The sequence below is a fragment of the Streptomyces sp. NPDC091972 genome (assembly GCF_044756385.1).
In the GTDB taxonomy this organism is placed as follows: domain Bacteria; phylum Actinomycetota; class Actinomycetes; order Streptomycetales; family Streptomycetaceae; genus Streptomyces.
Window position 1 is genome coordinate 310,120 of the sequence record NZ_JBIVSV010000008.1, and the last position, 15,281, is coordinate 325,400.

Annotated in this window: 16 protein-coding genes and 1 riboswitch; of the genes, 9 read left to right on the forward strand and 7 right to left on the reverse strand. The window is 70.8% G+C overall.

Translation table 11 applies throughout. The annotated features are described in order from the left end of the window. Window positions 1-53: 53 nt before the first annotated feature. From ACIQJT_RS25225 to ACIQJT_RS25240, 4 genes are all read right to left on the reverse strand, one after another. Window positions 54-1,052: an ABC transporter permease gene (locus ACIQJT_RS25225; RefSeq protein ID WP_037711495.1), complete on the reverse strand. Its 999-nt coding sequence runs from the start codon at window positions 1,050-1,052 to the stop codon at window positions 54-56. 335 nt (window positions 1,053-1,387) lie between these two features. Next, window positions 1,388-2,188, reverse strand: coding sequence for an enhanced serine sensitivity protein SseB C-terminal domain-containing protein (locus tag ACIQJT_RS25230; RefSeq protein WP_053846962.1), 801 nt, complete (start codon window positions 2,186-2,188; stop codon window positions 1,388-1,390). A 118-nt stretch (window positions 2,189-2,306) separates the two neighbouring features. Further along, the gene (locus ACIQJT_RS25235) at window positions 2,307-3,104 is read right to left on the reverse strand and encodes an enhanced serine sensitivity protein SseB (protein WP_365460286.1); all 798 of its coding nucleotides are present in this window, start codon (window positions 3,102-3,104) and stop codon (window positions 2,307-2,309) included. A 92-nt stretch (window positions 3,105-3,196) separates the two neighbouring features. Continuing rightward, the gene (locus ACIQJT_RS25240) at window positions 3,197-3,865 is read right to left on the reverse strand and encodes an AAA family ATPase (RefSeq protein WP_365460283.1); all 669 of its coding nucleotides are present in this window, start codon (window positions 3,863-3,865) and stop codon (window positions 3,197-3,199) included. Window positions 3,866-4,047: 182 nt separating this feature from the next. Then, window positions 4,048-4,144, forward strand: a riboswitch (glycine riboswitch). A 155-nt stretch (window positions 4,145-4,299) separates the two neighbouring features. Here ACIQJT_RS25240 and gcvT point away from each other — a divergent pair. The 4 genes from gcvT to ACIQJT_RS25260 all read left to right on the forward strand — a co-directional run bounded on the left by gcvT (window position 4,300) and on the right by ACIQJT_RS25260 (window position 8,594). Continuing rightward, window positions 4,300-5,415: a glycine cleavage system aminomethyltransferase GcvT gene (gene gcvT / locus ACIQJT_RS25245; RefSeq protein ID WP_402646956.1), complete on the forward strand. Its 1,116-nt coding sequence runs from the start codon at window positions 4,300-4,302 to the stop codon at window positions 5,413-5,415. Window positions 5,416-5,512: 97 nt separating this feature from the next. Continuing rightward, complete coding sequence (gene gcvH / locus ACIQJT_RS25250) at window positions 5,513-5,890, forward strand: glycine cleavage system protein GcvH (RefSeq protein WP_053846966.1); 378 nt, start codon at window positions 5,513-5,515, stop codon at window positions 5,888-5,890. 14 nt (window positions 5,891-5,904) lie between these two features. Beyond that, a complete protein-coding gene (gene glyA / locus ACIQJT_RS25255; RefSeq protein ID WP_402646959.1) occupies window positions 5,905-7,170 on the forward strand; it encodes a serine hydroxymethyltransferase in 1,266 nt (421 codons plus the stop codon). A gap of 56 nt (window positions 7,171-7,226) precedes the next feature. Further along, window positions 7,227-8,594 (forward strand): L-serine ammonia-lyase, encoded by a 1,368-nt coding sequence (locus tag ACIQJT_RS25260; protein ID WP_402646962.1) that lies wholly within the window; start codon window positions 7,227-7,229, stop codon window positions 8,592-8,594. A gap of 108 nt (window positions 8,595-8,702) precedes the next feature. Here the strand turns inward: ACIQJT_RS25260 and ACIQJT_RS25265 are convergent, their stop codons facing one another. Beyond that, window positions 8,703-9,575 carry an aldo/keto reductase family oxidoreductase gene (locus tag ACIQJT_RS25265; RefSeq protein WP_365460271.1) on the reverse strand — a complete coding sequence of 291 codons (873 nt, stop codon included), beginning with the start codon at window positions 9,573-9,575 and terminating at the stop codon, window positions 8,703-8,705. Window positions 9,576-9,705: 130 nt separating this feature from the next. On the opposite strand from ACIQJT_RS25265, the gene ACIQJT_RS25270 reads away from it, so the two are divergent. The 3 genes from ACIQJT_RS25270 to ACIQJT_RS25280 all read left to right on the forward strand — a co-directional run bounded on the left by ACIQJT_RS25270 (window position 9,706) and on the right by ACIQJT_RS25280 (window position 11,529). After that, on the forward strand, window positions 9,706-10,152 hold the full coding sequence (locus ACIQJT_RS25270; RefSeq protein WP_365460268.1) for a helix-turn-helix domain-containing protein: 447 nt from the start codon (window positions 9,706-9,708) through the stop codon (window positions 10,150-10,152). A gap of 249 nt (window positions 10,153-10,401) precedes the next feature. Further along, entirely contained in the window at window positions 10,402-10,959 is a 558-nt protein-coding gene (locus tag ACIQJT_RS25275; protein ID WP_007384827.1) for a glycoside hydrolase family 25 protein, read from the forward strand. A gap of 27 nt (window positions 10,960-10,986) precedes the next feature. Continuing rightward, the gene (locus ACIQJT_RS25280) at window positions 10,987-11,529 is read left to right on the forward strand and encodes an MOSC domain-containing protein (protein WP_402646967.1); all 543 of its coding nucleotides are present in this window, start codon (window positions 10,987-10,989) and stop codon (window positions 11,527-11,529) included. Here ACIQJT_RS25280 and ACIQJT_RS25285 read toward each other — a convergent pair. Next, entirely contained in the window at window positions 11,526-12,203 is a 678-nt protein-coding gene (locus tag ACIQJT_RS25285) for a FadR/GntR family transcriptional regulator (RefSeq protein ID WP_402646970.1), read from the reverse strand. The two genes, ACIQJT_RS25280 and ACIQJT_RS25285, sit on opposite strands and share 4 nt — an antisense overlap. Window positions 12,204-12,444: 241 nt before the next feature. Here ACIQJT_RS25285 and ACIQJT_RS25290 point away from each other — a divergent pair, with 241 nt between their 5' ends. Continuing rightward, the gene (locus ACIQJT_RS25290; RefSeq protein WP_402647043.1) at window positions 12,445-14,070 is read left to right on the forward strand and encodes a 2-isopropylmalate synthase; all 1,626 of its coding nucleotides are present in this window, start codon (window positions 12,445-12,447) and stop codon (window positions 14,068-14,070) included. Beyond that, window positions 14,067-14,861 (forward strand): ATP-binding cassette domain-containing protein, encoded by a 795-nt coding sequence (locus tag ACIQJT_RS25295; RefSeq protein WP_365460259.1) that lies wholly within the window; start codon window positions 14,067-14,069, stop codon window positions 14,859-14,861. The genes ACIQJT_RS25290 and ACIQJT_RS25295 overlap by 4 nt, the downstream gene beginning before the upstream one ends. A gap of 39 nt (window positions 14,862-14,900) precedes the next feature. Here the strand turns inward: ACIQJT_RS25295 and ACIQJT_RS25300 are convergent, their stop codons facing one another. Further along, the gene (locus tag ACIQJT_RS25300) at window positions 14,901-15,119 is read right to left on the reverse strand and encodes an EF-hand domain-containing protein (RefSeq protein WP_359389054.1); all 219 of its coding nucleotides are present in this window, start codon (window positions 15,117-15,119) and stop codon (window positions 14,901-14,903) included. Window positions 15,120-15,281: the final 162 nt, after the last annotated feature.

Genomic DNA, 15,281 nt, shown 5'->3' on the forward strand with positions numbered 1-15,281 from the left:
CTGCTTCCCCTTCAATTGTCGGAAATCTTGTGGACTCTCACCGCGGCCGCAGGTCAGCGGCTGCGCGGGTCGAGAGCGTCGCGGAGACCGTCACCGAGCAGGTTGAACGCAAGGACGGTCACGAAGATGGCCAGACCAGGCACGATCATGAACTGGGGGTCGACCTGGTAGTAGTCGACCGCCTGGTTGATCATGCCGCCCCAGGACGCCTGCGGGGGCTGGATGCCGACGCCGAGGAAACTGAGGGACGCCTCGAAGAGGATGTTGGTCGGGATGAGCAGCGTCGAGTAGACGATGATCGGGCCGACGAGGTTCGGCAGCAGCTCCCGGAAGAGGATGTAGGGGCCCTTGGCCCCCATCCCTCGCGAGGCGTCGACGAACTCCCGCTCGCGCAGGGCCAGTGTCTGACCGCGCACGATGCGGCCCAGGTAGGGCCAGTTGAAGAAGCCGATGATGAAGATCAGCACGCTGATGTGCAGCGGCAGGCCCTCCAGCCCGAAGGCACCGCCCTGCAGGGTGGCCGAGATGGCGATGGCGAAGAGCAGCAGCGGGAACGCCAGGAAGGTGTCCATCAGCCGGCTGATGATCGTGTCGACCCGGCCGCCGTAGTAGCCGGCGACCACGCCGAGCACGGCGCCGATCGTGTTGGACAGGATCGTGGCGCCGAAGGCGACGACCAGCGAGACCCAGGAGCCCTCGAGGATGCGGGTGGCGATGTCGCGGCCGAACTTCGGCTCGACACCGAGCGGGTGGTCCCAGCTCATGCCGCCCCAGGCGCCCTTGGGGAGCGAGGTGTTGGGGTCGATCAGGTCCTGGTGCAGGGCGTTCGGGTCCAGACCGAACAGGGCCTGGATGGGCCGGGACAGCACCGCGACCAGGATCAGCAGGATGACGATCACACCGCCGGCGACCGCCACCTTGTCCCTCTTGAACCGGGACCAGGCGATCTGCCCCAGGGAACGGCCCTCGATCTGCCCCTTGCCGGCGCCGGCAAGGACAGCCTCCGGCTGCGCCTCGGCCTGCGCCCCGGTGGTCTCGATCGGTGCGGTCACAGTGACCCGACCCCTCTCGCCGGTGGTGACCGGCCTACACCTGCCGTGGATTACGGCTTTGTCGACTTGCTCAGCTCGCAGGAACGTCTGATCCTGCGTCTGCCTGGGGAGTCTTCAGCTTCGCTGCGATCACCCGCCAGGTCTGACGAAGAAAGTATGCGTAACCGTGATGCAGTACGAGGGATTCCGTTATCCGAACAACGGGTAACGCCCCTCGGACGTATGCCAGTTGGGACAGAACGGCACAATAAGTGATGTTCGGGACGAACCTCCGCTATCTACGCGCGAAGAAACGGGGCTGTTACCCAAACGAGCCGAACGGGTTGTCATCGCTCTCAGTAACCACCGCGGACCGGCGGGTAGCCGTACCCGGAGGCCGGCGCCTGGGCGGGCGAGCCGTGGGCCTCGCGGTCGTAGAACGGACGGGCACCGGCGCGCATCCACAGCGCCACCGGGTCGTACTCGTCGGACATCGCCACGGTCGACACCGGCAGCCCCTCCGGGACGGCGCCGATGGACTGCTGCATCATCGCGCGCACCGAGTCCACGGCCGAGGGACTGGTGTCGTACACGTCCAGACCGATGGCGAGGTACGGCGCCCCGAGCGCGGGCTGCACCCAGGCGCGGCGCAGCGAGCGGACCGCCGGGGTGCGGTGGGCGTTCTGCACGAGCAGGGCGTAGAACTGGGGGACCTCGATACCGGGTTCGGACAGCCGGAGCGGACCGGCCGGCTGGCGCTCCAGGCCGGTCGCGATGCGGCGCAGGTCGAGCCAGGGGATGCCGACCCCGCCGCCGGGGGCGTGCGGGTTGAGCCAGAGCCCGTAGTGGTCGGGGTAGAGCGTGCGGGCCACGTCGATGCCGTCGACCACTTCGTACGAACGGTTCCAGCCGCTGGCGCTCAGCTCCTGCGCCGAGGTCACACAGGGCGCGTAGCCGTAGCCGTCGACCTCCATGTTCCCGTACTGGGCGTCCGGGGAGCCCGCCTGGCCGTGCCACAGGAGCATCCAGATCTGGCCGTTGTTCGGGGTCGCGAGGGCACGCAGCAGCGCCTCGTACGCGTCGTAGCGCCCGGGGGTCACCTGGCGCAGCATGTGCTCGACCGTGCCGGTCGCGGTGCCCGTGCCGCTGGCGCTCACGTCGTATCGCCCTTCTTGGAAGTTGCCCCGAGTATGAAACCAGCTTAAGCGCCCGGGAGCCCGGCTCCCGCTGCCCTGTGCGACTGCGGGTCGCGGGGGCTGATCGCGCCCCCGAGAGTCAGGTCCCCTGCGTGTAGAAGGGCCGTACCTGTCCCCGCATCCAGTGGCCCACCGGGTCGTCCGCCACGTCCAGCAGGACCAGGTTGACCGGCCACGGCACCGGGGTCCGCCCGAGGGCCCGGCCGAGGGCGTCCATCGGCAGGGTGCGCAGGTCGCCCTCCCACTGGGAGAGTTCCACGCCCACGAACATGACCGGGTCGGCGGTCTCGATGGCGGCCAGGCAGCGACGGGCCGTCAGGACCACTCCCGTGGCGGCGAACTCGGCGGACGCGGCGGCCAGGAAGTCGACCGGGTCGTCCTGCCAGTCCGGCTCGTAGAGCTTGACCCGGCCGCCGGTGTTGGGCCCGTCCAGCGGGGTGCGCCCCACCCGGCACAGGTCGGCGACGGCGGCGGGCGGGAGGGGCACGCCGACCACGCCGTCGGGGTTCACCGCGATGCCCACCTGCGGGGGCAGACCGCGGGCGAACTCCACCGCCGGGGCGATGGTGTACGACAGATGGCCGCCGACGACCTGGCGGAACTGCTCCTCGGAGCTGAACACCGGGACGAACGCCTGGCCGTCGATCTCCAGGGTGGGCAGGTCGAGGGGGCCGCTGTGCGGGCCGCCACCGTTCGGCAGGGGGATCCAGACGAAGCTGCGGCCGAGCACCTCGATGATCCGGCCGCCCGCCGAGGGCACGCCGAGGGAGGCCGAGAGCACCTCCTCCAGCTCGTTGCCGGGCCATCCGCCGTGCGGATGGGGGTGCGGGTGCGCCTGCCCTGGGAAGTCCGCGGGAAGATCCGCCGGGAAGTCCATCTGTCTGACCGCCTGCTGTGAACCGCTGTTGATGTGGCTGAAAGGCTAGCGGGTGCGGCGCGCGGGTGGTCCGGCCCGGGAGAGCGCACGCCTCAGCCGGCGAACCCGATCCGCCGCAGCACGTCCGCCGCGTCCCGGTCGATCAGCACCGCCGAGCCGCAGCCCTGGGGCAGATCGCCCCGCTCCACGGAGCGGATCAGCCGGGCGGCGGCGCCGCGGTGCCGCCGGAAGGCGTACCGCGAGACGCCCCGGCCGCGCTCGCGCTGGCCCTCCAGCGCGGTGTCCGCCGTGACGTCGAGCAGCAGCAGGTGCAGGGTGCCGCCCCGGCGCCGGGCCTCGCGGGCCAGCCAGCGCCTCACCCAGGCCTGCGTCCCGCAGTCGTGCACCACGACCCCCTCGCCGGAGCGCAGGGCGCGGCGCAGTCCGGCGTAGTGCGCGAGCCGGACCAGGGGGCGGTAGACGGCGTACGGAAGGAAGCGGGACAGCTTGGCGTCCCAACGGTCGCGGGTGTCCTGGGAGTCGATCCGGATCCCCTTGACCGCGCGCTTCATCAGGGTGGACTTGCCGCTGCCGGGCAGGCCGGTGATGACGACGAGGTCCCCCGGGCCGAAGAGCAGGGCGTGCGGACTGCGGCCGGCGCGGTCGCGCAGGTCACGGACGACCGGGCGGGCGCCCAGCGCCTCGACGGCAGGGGCCGTGGACTGCTCCGGCAGCGCGAGCCCCGAGGTCGTCGCGTACGCCCTGGTCCTGTTCACCGTCATCGTCCTCCTCCGGGGTCGGGGTTCCCCTCCCCACCGAGCGTAAAGAGAAGGTAATGGATGATCTCTCGCGTTTCTGTACGCGTACCGCCACAAGCCGGTTACAGAGAGAGGGGCCGGACGCGGCCCTGCCGTCGGCATCCGAGGCGTGCAATGATGTCCGCGCCAACTGCATACCGGCCGCTTGAATCCGCGCGGGAGAGTTCCGGGTACGTGTACCCGGGCGCCGAAGGAGCAAGTCCCTCCCTTGAATCTCTCAGGCCCCGTTACCGCGCGGGCGAGGCACATCTGAAAAGCGGGCCGCCGACTCGAAGGCGGCCCCACCCAAGGTGCAAGCCATGTCGTTCATGGCGAACCTCTCAGGTTCCGATGACAGATGGGGAGGAATACCTCGCCCGTCACACCCATGTCCTGGGATCCTTGGAGACGACCGTCCGATGAGCAGTTCTGAACTCCGTCTCACCGCGCTCGATGCCCTGCATCGCTCCCTCGGTGCCACGATGACCGACTTCGCCGGCTGGGACATGCCCCTGCGGTACGGCTCCGAGCGCGACGAACACCTCGCGGTCCGCTCCAGGGCCGGGCTCTTCGACCTCTCCCACATGGGCGAGATCACCGTGACCGGACCGCAGGCCGCCGCAATGCTGAACTTCGCCCTCGTCGGCAACATCGCCTCGGTCGGTGTCGGCCGGGCCCGCTACACCATGATCTGCCAGGAAGACGGCGGCATCCTGGACGACCTGATCGTCTACCGGCTCGGCGAGACCGAGTACATGGTGGTCGCCAACGCCTCCAACGCCCAGGTCGTCCTGGACGCCCTGACCGAGCGCGCGGCCGGCTTCGACGCCGAGGTGCGCGACGACCGGGACGCCTACGCCCTGATCGCCGTGCAGGGGCCGGAGTCGCCCGGGATCCTCGCGTCCCTGACCGACGCGGACCTGGACGGCCTCAAGTACTACGCCGGTCTCCCGGGCACGGTCGCCGGGGTGCCCGCGCTGATCGCGCGCACCGGGTACACCGGCGAGGACGGCTTCGAGCTGTTCGTGAAGCCGGAGCACGCGGTCGAACTGTGGCAGGCGCTCACCAAGGCGGGCGAGGGCGTCGGGCTCGTCCCCTGCGGGCTGTCCTGCCGGGACACCCTGCGCCTGGAAGCGGGCATGCCGCTGTACGGGCACGAGCTCTCGCGCGAACTGACGCCTTTCGACGCCGGGCTCGGACGAGTGGTGAAGTTCGACAAGGAGGGTGACTTCGTGGGCCGCGCCGCCCTGCGCGAGGCCGCGGAGAACGCGAACCACGAGCCGCCCGTCCTGGTCGGCCTGATCGCCGAGGGCCGCCGGGTCCCCCGCGCCGGGTACGCCGTCGTCGCCGAGGGCAAGGTGATCGGCGAGGTCACCTCCGGCGCCCCCTCCCCCACGCTGGGCAAGCCGATCGCGATGGCGTACGTCGACGCCATGTACGCCGCGCCGGGCACGACGGGTGTCGCCGTGGACATCCGGGGCAGCCACGAGCCGTACGAGGTCGTGGCGCTGCCGTTCTACAAGCGCCAGAAGTAGCCGCACAGGCGATGCTGAGCACGGAGCCGTCGCTCACGCACGCCCTCCGCAGTCCCCCATTCACCAGCACTTCCCCGCGTACAGGAGAATTCAGGCCATGAGCAACCCCCAGCAGCTTCGCTACAGCAAGGAGCACGAGTGGCTGTCGGGCGCCGAGGACGGCGTCTCGACGGTCGGCATCACGGAGCACGCGGCCAACGCGCTCGGCGATGTCGTCTTCGTCCAGCTCCCGGAGGTCGGTGACACGGTGACCGCGGGCGAGACCTGCGGCGAGCTGGAGTCGACCAAGTCGGTCTCCGACCTGTACTCCCCCGTCTCCGGTGAGGTCACCGAGGTCAACGAGGACGTCGTCAGCGACCCGGCGCTGGTGAACTCCGCCCCCTTCGAGGGCGGCTGGCTGTTCAAGGTACGCGTCACGGAGGAGCCGGCCGACCTGCTCTCCGCCGACGAGTACACCGCCTTTTCCGCCGGCTGAGGAGTCCGCACCTGATGTCCGCACTGAACACGCCCCTTCACGAGCTCGACCCGGAGATCGCCGCCGCGGTCGACGCCGAGCTGGGCCGGCAGCAGTCCACGCTCGAGATGATCGCCTCGGAGAACTTCGCTCCGCTCGCGGTCATGGAGGCGCAGGGCTCGGTCCTCACCAACAAGTACGCCGAGGGCTACCCGGGCCGCCGCTACTACGGCGGCTGCGAGCACGTCGACGTGGCCGAGCAGATCGCGATCGACCGGCTCAAGGAGCTGTTCGGCGCCGAGTACGCCAACGTCCAGCCCCACTCCGGTGCCTCCGCGAACCAGGCCGCGCTGTTCTCGCTGGCCCAGCCCGGCGACACCATCCTGGGCCTGGACCTGGCGCACGGGGGTCACCTGACCCACGGGATGCGGCTGAACTTCTCCGGCAAGCAGTTCGACGTGGTCGCCTACCACGTGGACCCGGCGACCGGCCTGGTCGACATGGCCGAGCTGGAGAAGCTCGCCAAGGAGCACCGGCCCAAGGTGATCATCGCGGGCTGGTCCGCGTACCCGCGGCAGCTCGACTTCGCGGAGTTCCGCCGGATCGCCGACGAGGTCGAGGCGTACCTGTGGGTCGACATGGCCCACTTCGCCGGCCTGGTGGCGGCGGGGCTGCACCCGAACCCCGTCGAGCACGCGGACGTGGTCACCTCCACCACCCACAAGACGCTGGGCGGCCCGCGCGGCGGCATCATCCTCGCCCGGCAGGAGTTCGCGAAGAAGCTGAACTCGTCCGTGTTCCCGGGCTTCCAGGGCGGCCCCCTGGAGCACGTGATCGCGGCGAAGGCGGTGTCCTTCAAGGTCGCGGCCTCGGAGGAGTTCAAGGAGCGCCAGCGGCGTACGGTGGAAGGCGCGCGCATCCTCGCCGAGCGACTGACGGCCGACGACGCCCGGGCGGCCGGGGTCAACGTGCTCTCCGGCGGCACCGACGTCCACCTCATCCTCGTCGACCTGCGCGAGTCCGAGCTGGACGGCAAGCAGGCCGAGGACCGTCTGCACGAGGTCGGCATCACGGTCAACCGCAACGCCGTCCCGAACGACCCGCGCCCGCCGATGGTGACGTCGGGGCTGCGGATCGGCACGCCGGCCCTGGCCACCCGCGGCTTCACGGCCGAGGACTTCGCCGAGGTCGCGGACGTGATCGCCGAGACGCTGAAGCCGTCGTACGACGTCGAGACCCTCAAGGCCCGGGTCGCGGCGCTGGCGGACAAACACCCGCTGTACCCCGGCCTGAGCAAGTAGTTCCACGGTGGGGGCACCCGACGACGCGTGCCCCCACCCTTTTTGAAGGAGTTCCCGTGGCCATCTCGGTCTTCGACCTGTTCTCGATCGGCATCGGCCCGTCGAGCTCCCACACGGTCGGCCCGATGCGCGCGGCCCGCATGTTCGCCCGCCGCCTGCGCAACGAGGGCCTGCTGCCCGCCGTCGCCTCGGTCCGCTGCGAGCTGTACGGCTCCCTCGGCGCGACCGGCCATGGTCACGGCACCCCGAAGGCGGTGCTGCTCGGCCTGGAGGGGGCGTCCCCCCGCACGGTCGACGTGGAGGGCGCGGACGACAGGGTGGCGGAGATCAGGGCCGCGGGCCTGCTGAAGCTGCTCGGCGAGCACGAGATCCCCTTCTCCTTCGACGACGACCTGGTGCTGCACCGGCGCAAGGCGCTGCCGTACCACGCGAACGGCATGACGGTGTGGGCGTACGACGCCTCGGGCGCGGAACTGCTGTCGAAGACGTACTACTCGGTCGGCGGCGGCTTCGTCGTGGACGAGGACGCGGTCGGCGAGGACCGCATCAAGCTCGACGACACGGTGCTGAAGTACCCCTTCCGCACGGGTGACGAGCTGCTGCGCCTGACCAAGGAGACCGGCCTGTCGATCTCCTCCCTGATGCTGGAGAACGAGCGCGCCTGGCGCACGGAGGACGAGATCCGGGCCGGGCTGCTGGAGATCTGGCGCGTGATGCAGTCCTGTGTGTCCCGGGGCATGTCGCAGGAGGGCATCCTGCCCGGCGGTCTGCGGGTGCGCCGGCGAGCCGCCATGACGGCCCGTCAACTGCGGGCGGAGGGCGACGCGTTGGCCTACTCCATGGAGTGGATCACGCTGTACGCGATGGCGGTCAACGAGGAGAACGCGGCCGGCGGCCGGGTCGTGACGGCCCCGACGAACGGCGCGGCCGGCATCATCCCCGCGGTCCTGCACTACTACGTGAACTTCGTTCCCGGCGCGGACGAGGACGGCGTGGTCCGCTTCCTCCTCGCCGCGGGCGCCATCGGCATGCTCTTCAAGGAGAACGCGTCCATCTCCGGTGCCGAGGTCGGCTGCCAGGGCGAGGTCGGCTCCGCCTGCTCGATGGCCGCGGGCGCCCTCGCCGAGGTCCTCGGCGGCTCCCCCGAACAGGTCGAGAACGCCGCCGAGATCGGCATGGAGCACAACCTCGGCCTCACCTGCGACCCGGTCGGCGGTCTGGTCCAGATCCCCTGCATCGAGCGCAACGGCATGGCCGCGGTGAAGGCGGTCACGGCGGCGAAGATGGCGCTGCGGGGGGACGGCTCCCACATGGTGTCCCTCGACAAGGTCATCAAGACGATGAAGGACACGGGGGCGGACATGAGCGTGAAGTACAAGGAGACGGCGCGCGGGGGTCTGGCGGTCAACATCATCGAATGCTGAGGTGACAGCCCCTGACCTGATGCGGCCCCGATCGCCCGAAGGTGACCGGGGCCGAGATCGCAGCGGTGGCTCCGGTCGTGCCGTGTGGGCCGTTCCGCCACCCGGGACTCAGCGGCCGATGTCGTCCAGCGCGGTCAAGTCCTCAGGAGACAGGGAGCGTCCCGCGCCGGCGATGTTCTCGCGCAGGTGCGCTGTCGATGACGTGCCGGGGATGAGCAGGATGTTCGGTGATCGCTGCAGCAGCCAGGCCAGTGCGACGGACATCTGGGTCTCCTTCAGTCGGGCGGCGACCGCCGAGAGCGCCGAGGACTGAAGCGGGGTGAAGCCCCCGAGGGGGAAGAAGGGCACGTACGCGACGCCTTCGGCGGCGAGCCGGTCGATGAGCTTGTCGTCGTGGCGGTGGGCGAGGTTGTACATGTTCTGCACGCACACGATCGGCGCGATGCTCTGTGCCTCGGTGACCTGCTCCTCGGTGGCGTTGCTGACCCCGAGGTGGCGGATCAGGCCCTGCTGCTGGAGTTCCACGAGCGTCTCGAACGCCTCGGCGAGCGAGCCCGGTTGGGGACCTTCGGCGTTGCCGAGTCGCAGGTTGACCAGGTCGAGTACGTCGAGCCGGAGGGACCTGAGGTTGTCGTGGACCTGGCGGCGCAGATCCTCGGGTCGCCGGGCCGTGGGCCAGCCACCCTGTTCGTCGCGGGTCGCGCCCACCTTGGTCACGATGTGCAGCGACTCGGGATAGGGGTGCAGTGCCTCGCGGATCAGCTCGTTGGTGATGCGCGGCCCGTAGGCGTCGCTGGTGTCGATGTGGGTGATACCGAGGTCGACCGCTTCACGCAGAACGGCCAGGGCACCCTCGCGATCGGTGGGCGGTCCCATGACCCACGGGCCGGCCAGTTGCATGGCGCCGTAGCCGAACCGCGTGACGGTCAGGTCACCCAGAGTCCAGGTGCCGCCGGGGAGAGAGAGGGAAGGTGTGCTCATCCTGTTGCCTTTCGCCGTGCACTCGGGGTGGCGCCTGCTGCCTCCCTGCATCAGCATTGGAGAGAAACTTCCTGTGGGGAAGTAGGCACTTCGGAGTGCGTAACCCACCCATCGGTGAGAGGTGTGACCAGTGACGACGGCGAAGGCGGCCCAGAAGAGGGCTCAGGCCAAGGTGGAGTACAACGCGTTCCTGGCAGGGTGCCCCAGCCGGCAGTTGCTCGACCGGATCTCGGACAAGTGGGTCGTCCTGATCCTGTGTGCGCTGGGCGGCGACAACAGCCCCGGCAAGCCCGGTGCAGCACACGCAGACGCTCCGAGGGCGATGCGCTACTCCGAGATCTGCCGTCTTCTGGCCGGGGTCAGTCAGAAGATGCTGACCCAGACGCTGCGGTCACTGGAGCGCGATGGCCTCCTCACCCGCACCGTGACGCCAACCGTCCCCGTCACCGTCACCTACGAACTGACCAGCCTCGGCCTCTCGCTTCACCACGTGACACGCGGCCTCCGGAACTGGGCGCAGACACACATGGCCGAGGTCCTCGAAAACCGCGAGAACTCCGACGCTCGCACTTCCTGACGATTCATCCGTCTCGGGGGCAGCCGGCAGTGACACGTCCGTGAAGCCGGAAAACGACTCCAGTCGGGGCATGGCGGACCTGTGCGGCGTGTCTCCCGCATATCCCTCCGCCGGTCGGGCGGAGGAGGAGGTCGGAGCGGGCTGCCGCGTCGGCGGAGGCTCGGGCGGGCCGTGTCCGAGGTTCTCCCGCGGGGCAGGTGGGGCATCATCAACTCCCGTTCCCCCACTCTCACTTCAAGGAGCCCCCACATGCTCCGCGGCATCGATGTCAGCGCGTACCAGTCCTCCGCCTTCAGCACCGAGGGCCTCTCCTTCGTCTTCATCAAGGCGACGGAGGGCCGCTCCTACACCAACCCGAAGCTCTCGGCGCAGACCAAGCACGCCCGCGACGCCGGACTGGTCGTCGGCTTCTACCACTTCCTGTGGCCCGGCAACCTCACCGCCCAGGCCGAGTACTTCGTCAAGCACGCCCCCGAGAAGGGCGGCGACATCCTCGCGGTCGACTGGGAGACCACGGGCGACGGCACCCACGCGAGCAACGCGGAGAAGGACTCCTTCATCCGCAAGGTGCGCCAGCTCCGGCCGAACAACCGGGTCGTCCTCTACACGAACCGGCACTACTGGCTGAACGTCGACACCACGTCGTACGCCGGTGACGGACTCTGGATCGCCGACTACGTCACGGCCGGCAAGCCGCGCATCAAGGCCAAGTGGCGCTTCCACCAGTACACCGACGACCCCGTGGACAAGAACGTAGCCGACTTCGCGAGCAAGGCGGCCCTGCGGGAATGGGCGGCCGACGCCTGATCGCGCGTCCCCCCTTAGGCTTCGGGCATGGGTGGGACGATCACTGCGGTCAGCAGCAACGGCGCGTACTCCTTCAGCAAGCCGAACCGCGAGAGCATCACACTGCTCGCCGGGTTCGGTGTGGAGGGGGACGTCCACGGCGGGGCGACGGTGAAGCACCGTTTCCGGATGCGGAAGGACCCCTCGCAGCCGAACCTCCGGCAGGTGCACCTGATGCACGAGGAGCTGTTCGACGAGCTCCGGGAGGCCGGCTTCGAGGTCGGCGCCGGGGAGCTCGGGGAGAACGTCACGACACGCGGGGTCGACCTTCTCGGGCTGCCGGCGGGAACCCTGCTGCACCTGGGCGAGGAGGCCGTCGTCGAGGTGACCGGCCTGCGGAACCCGTGCGCGCAGATCGACCGGTTCCAGAAGGGGCTGCTGAAGCGGGTCGTGGGCCGCGGCGAGGACGGGCGGTCGCTGTTCAGATCCGGGATCATGAGCGTCGTGGTCCGCGGGGGTGCGGTGCGGCCCGGGGATGCCGTGGGCGTGGAGCTGCCCGACGGCCCGCACCGGCCGCTCGACATCGTCTAGCCCGCGAACGGATCCTCCAGCTCCGCGCGCAGGATCTCCGCCGCTCCCTCCGCGTCCCCGTCCGCCACCGCCCGGACCAGGGCCTCGTGGGCCGCGTCCGCGGTGTTGGGGTCGTCCTCGCGCAGCCCGGTCAGGGCCAGCAGCTCGACCAGGCCCTCGCGCAGGACAGGGGTGAACTCCCGGAACAGGTCGGCGAGCACGGGGTTGTGCGCGGCCGCGACCACCGCCGCGTGGAAGGTGATGTCCGCGTCGACGAAGGCCGCGTCGGAGGACGCGGAAGCGGCCCGTCGGCCCTCCAGCGCGGGTTCCATGGCCGTCACGTCCTCGGGGGTGCGGCGGCGCGCGGCGAGGCGGGCCGCGTGGACCTCCACCGCCATGCGGACTTCGTACACGTCCGTGACCGCGGCCCGGCGCAGCCGCGTGGGCCAGTCCTCGACCGCCTCCGTCGCGGTCACGAAGACACCCGCGCCCTGTCGCGCCCGCACCAGCCCCGCCCCGGCCAGCGCCCGCAGCGCCTCGCGGACCGTGGAACGGCCTACACCGAGCTCCCTCGCGAGCGTCGTCTCGCCGGGCAGCCTGGCGCCCACGGGCCAGTGCCCGGCGGCGATCTGCTCGCGCAGCCGCTCGGCGGCCTGTTCGACCAGGGGGCTGGGGCGGACGGGGCCTAGCGGCATCGGTGCTTCACCAACTCGTGCGAGGGGCAAGGACGGTACTCGGTGCATTCTCACTTGTCTGAGGACCTGAGGAGTGGCTAGCCTACCGGCATGACGCTCAGCGGTCTCCTTCTTCTCGGCTGCCGCGGCGGGGCCTGACGCGACCGGCACCCCGCCGCGGGACGCCGTGCTGCCGGTCCTCCCCAGACCGAGCAGAAGGAACAGCGTGACCACCGTCTGGAACCCGCAGCGGCCGAGCCCCATGCCCTTCCACCGCTACCGCCCCTTCCAGGACCGGGTGACCGTCCCGGTCACCGACCGGAACTGGCCCCGTGCCCGCATCGAGCGCGCCCCCCTCTGGGTCCCCGTCGACCTGCGCGACGGCAACCAGGCCCTCGCCGAGCCGATGGACACCGCCCGCAAGAGCCGCTTCTTCGACCTGCTGGTGCGCACCGGGTTCAAGGAGATCGAGGTCGGCTACCCCTCGGCGAGCCGCGCCGACTTCGACTTCGTACGGCACCTGGTGGCGGGCGGCGCCGTCCCCGACGACGTCACCCCGGTCGTCTTCACCCCGGCCCGCGCCGACCTGATCGACCGGACCTTCGAGGCGGTCGCCGGTCTGCCGCGTGCCGTCGTCCACCTGTACATCGCGACCTCACCGGTGTGGCGGGACGTCGTCCTCGGCCGGGACCGCGAGCAGGTGGGGCGGACCGTGCGGGAGGCCGCGACGCACATGGCACGGCGGGCCGAGGCCCTGCACGGCACAGCCGTCCGTTTCCAGTTCTCCCCCGAGACCTTCAACCTCACCGAGCCGGACTTCGTCCTGGAGCTGTGCGACGGGCTGACGGAGCTGTGGGACGCGAGCCCGGACCGGCCGGTCACCCACAACCTGCCCGCGACCGTCGAGATCGCCACCCCGAACGTCTACGCCGACCAGATCGAATACGTCCACCGCCACCTGGCCCGGCGGGACTCCGTGATCCTCTCCGTCCACCCGCACAACGACCGCGGCACCGGTGTCGCCTGCGCCGAACTCGCCCTGCTGGCCGGTGCCCAGCGGGTGGAGGGCTGCCTGTTCGGCAACGGCGAGCGCACCGGTAACGTCGACCTGGTGACCCTCGCGCTGAACCTGTACGCGCAAGGGGTCGACCCCATGGTCGACCTCGGCGACATCGACGCCGTCCGCGAGACGGTCGAGCACTGCAACCGGCTGCCGGTGCACCCCCGCCACCCGTACGCGGGCGACCTCGTCCACACCGCGTTCTCCGGCACCCACCAGGACGCCATCAGCAAGGGCCTCGCCCACCGGAACGAGCACCCGGACGAGCCCTGGCAGGTCCCCTACCTGCCGATCGACCCGGCCGACCTCGGGCGGTCGTACGAGGCCGTCATCCGGGTCAACTCCCAGTCGGGCAAGGGCGGGGCGGCCTGGCTGCTGCGCACCCACCACGGCCTCGACCTGCCGCCCCGCATGCGCCCCGACTTCGCCCGGGCCGTGCAGGAGGCCACCGACACCAGCGGCCGGGAGATGAGCCCGAAGGAGCTGTACGAGCTGTTCCGGGCCCGCTATCTCACGGAGGGCGAGGTCAGGCTGCACGACGGGACGGCGTACGAGGAGGCACCCGGCGTCCACCGCTTCGTCGGGACGCTGGAGTGCGACGACCGCGTCGGCGACCACGAGGGCACGGGCGGCAGCGCGCTCTCGGCCTTCGTGGACGCGCTCGCCGGTGCCGGGTACGCCGTCGAGGTAGTCGACTTCACCGAGGACGGCACGGCGGCCTACGCCGAGTGCCGCGTCGACGGCCGTACGACCGCCTGGGGCGCCGGCGTGGGCCCGGCCGCCGCCGTCCGGGCCGTGCTGTCCGCGACGAACCGGGCGCTGCGGTGAGGGAGGTCCTGCGCGCCGAGGACGTGTGGCTCGTCCGGGACGGGAAGCCGATCCTCCAGGAGGTCTCCCTGACCGTCCGGGCGGGCGAGCACTGGGCCCTCCTGGGCGCCAACGGGGCGGGCAAGTCCACGCTGCTCGGCCTGCTGGGCGCCCTGGTGCACCCCACCCGGGGCACGGTCGAGGTGCTGGGCCGCCGGCTCGGCCGGGTCGACCTGCGGGAACTGCGCGCCCACGTCGGCCATGTCGACCCGCGCCATCCGCTCACCGCGCCGCTGCGGGTCCGGGACGTCGTCCTGACCGGGCTGACCAACTCCGTCGCCCCGCTCCCCCGGTGGCGGCCCACGCCGGAGCAGCGGGACCGGGCCGACCGGCTCGTCGACACCCTCGGCCTCGCCGGCCTCGCCGACGCCCGCTGGCCCACCCTCTCCCACGGGCAGCGCGGACGGACGCTCATCGCCCGGGCACTGATGCCAAAGCCGCGGCTCCTGCTGCTCGACGAACCGGCGACGGGCCTCGACCTCCCGGGCCGCGAGCAGCTCATCGACGCCCTGGACGTGCTGCGCCGCGGGCATCCGGCACTGGCGACGGTCCTGGTCACCCACCACCTGGAGGAGCTGCCGCCGGGCACCAGTCACGCGCTGCTGCTGCGCGAGGGCCGCGTCCTCGCACAGGGCCGGGCGTCCGAGGTCCTCACCGGCGACCAGGTCGGCAAGTGCTTCGACCTGCCGCTGGTCCTGGACCGCCGGGAGGGCCGCTGGACGGTTCGGCTCCGCAGCCGGGGCCGGGCATGACGAAGGGGGCGCCCTCGGGCGCCCCCTTCACCGTCGGTCCTACTTGTTCAGGAAGGCCCAGAACTCGTCGAACGACAGGAGCTTGTCGCCGTTCAGGTCGCGGCTCTTGATGATCGCCTCGGCGACCGACTCGGTCACGTTCCAGTCGCCGCCCTGGGCCAGGGCGGACTTGAACTCGGCGGCGGTGATGGCGCCGTCCCCGTCCGCATCGATCCGCTCGAACTGCTTGCGTGCTTCCTCGATGTCGATGTGCGCCACCGGTCCGCCCCTTTTCTTGCCTGTGTCGTGTCCTGCCGGCTTGCTGCCGCAGGTCAGATTAGCGGCCCGGTCCGAGTGCCGGTGCGGCGACCACCCGTGGAAACCCCGGTGCCGTCCCCGATCATGTCTGCGAGTGTGGGCGTTCCGGTGGGTGAGGCGAGG

Bases quoted from the DNA above. Each gene is read 5' to 3' on its own strand.
- gcvH (WP_053846966.1), top strand. From the start codon at position 5,513: ATGAGCAACCCCCAGCAGCTTCGCTACAGCAAGGAGCACGAGTGGCTG.
- ACIQJT_RS25280 (WP_402646967.1), top strand. From the start codon at position 10,987: ATGGGTGGGACGATCACTGCGGTCAGCAGCAACGGCGCGTACTCCTTC.
- ACIQJT_RS25290 (WP_402647043.1), top strand. From the start codon at position 12,445: ATGCCCTTCCACCGCTACCGCCCCTTCCAGGACCGGGTGACCGTCCCG.
- gcvT (WP_402646956.1), top strand. From the start codon at position 4,300: ATGAGCAGTTCTGAACTCCGTCTCACCGCGCTCGATGCCCTGCATCGC.
- ACIQJT_RS25265 (WP_365460271.1), bottom strand. From the start codon at position 9,575: ATGAGCACACCTTCCCTCTCTCTCCCCGGCGGCACCTGGACTCTGGGT.
- ACIQJT_RS25275 (WP_007384827.1), top strand. From the start codon at position 10,402: ATGCTCCGCGGCATCGATGTCAGCGCGTACCAGTCCTCCGCCTTCAGC.
- glyA (WP_402646959.1), top strand. From the start codon at position 5,905: ATGTCCGCACTGAACACGCCCCTTCACGAGCTCGACCCGGAGATCGCC.
- ACIQJT_RS25285 (WP_402646970.1), bottom strand. From the start codon at position 12,203: ATGCCGCTAGGCCCCGTCCGCCCCAGCCCCCTGGTCGAACAGGCCGCC.
- ACIQJT_RS25240 (WP_365460283.1), bottom strand. From the start codon at position 3,865: ATGACGGTGAACAGGACCAGGGCGTACGCGACGACCTCGGGGCTCGCG.
- ACIQJT_RS25235 (WP_365460286.1), bottom strand. From the start codon at position 3,104: ATGGACTTCCCGGCGGATCTTCCCGCGGACTTCCCAGGGCAGGCGCAC.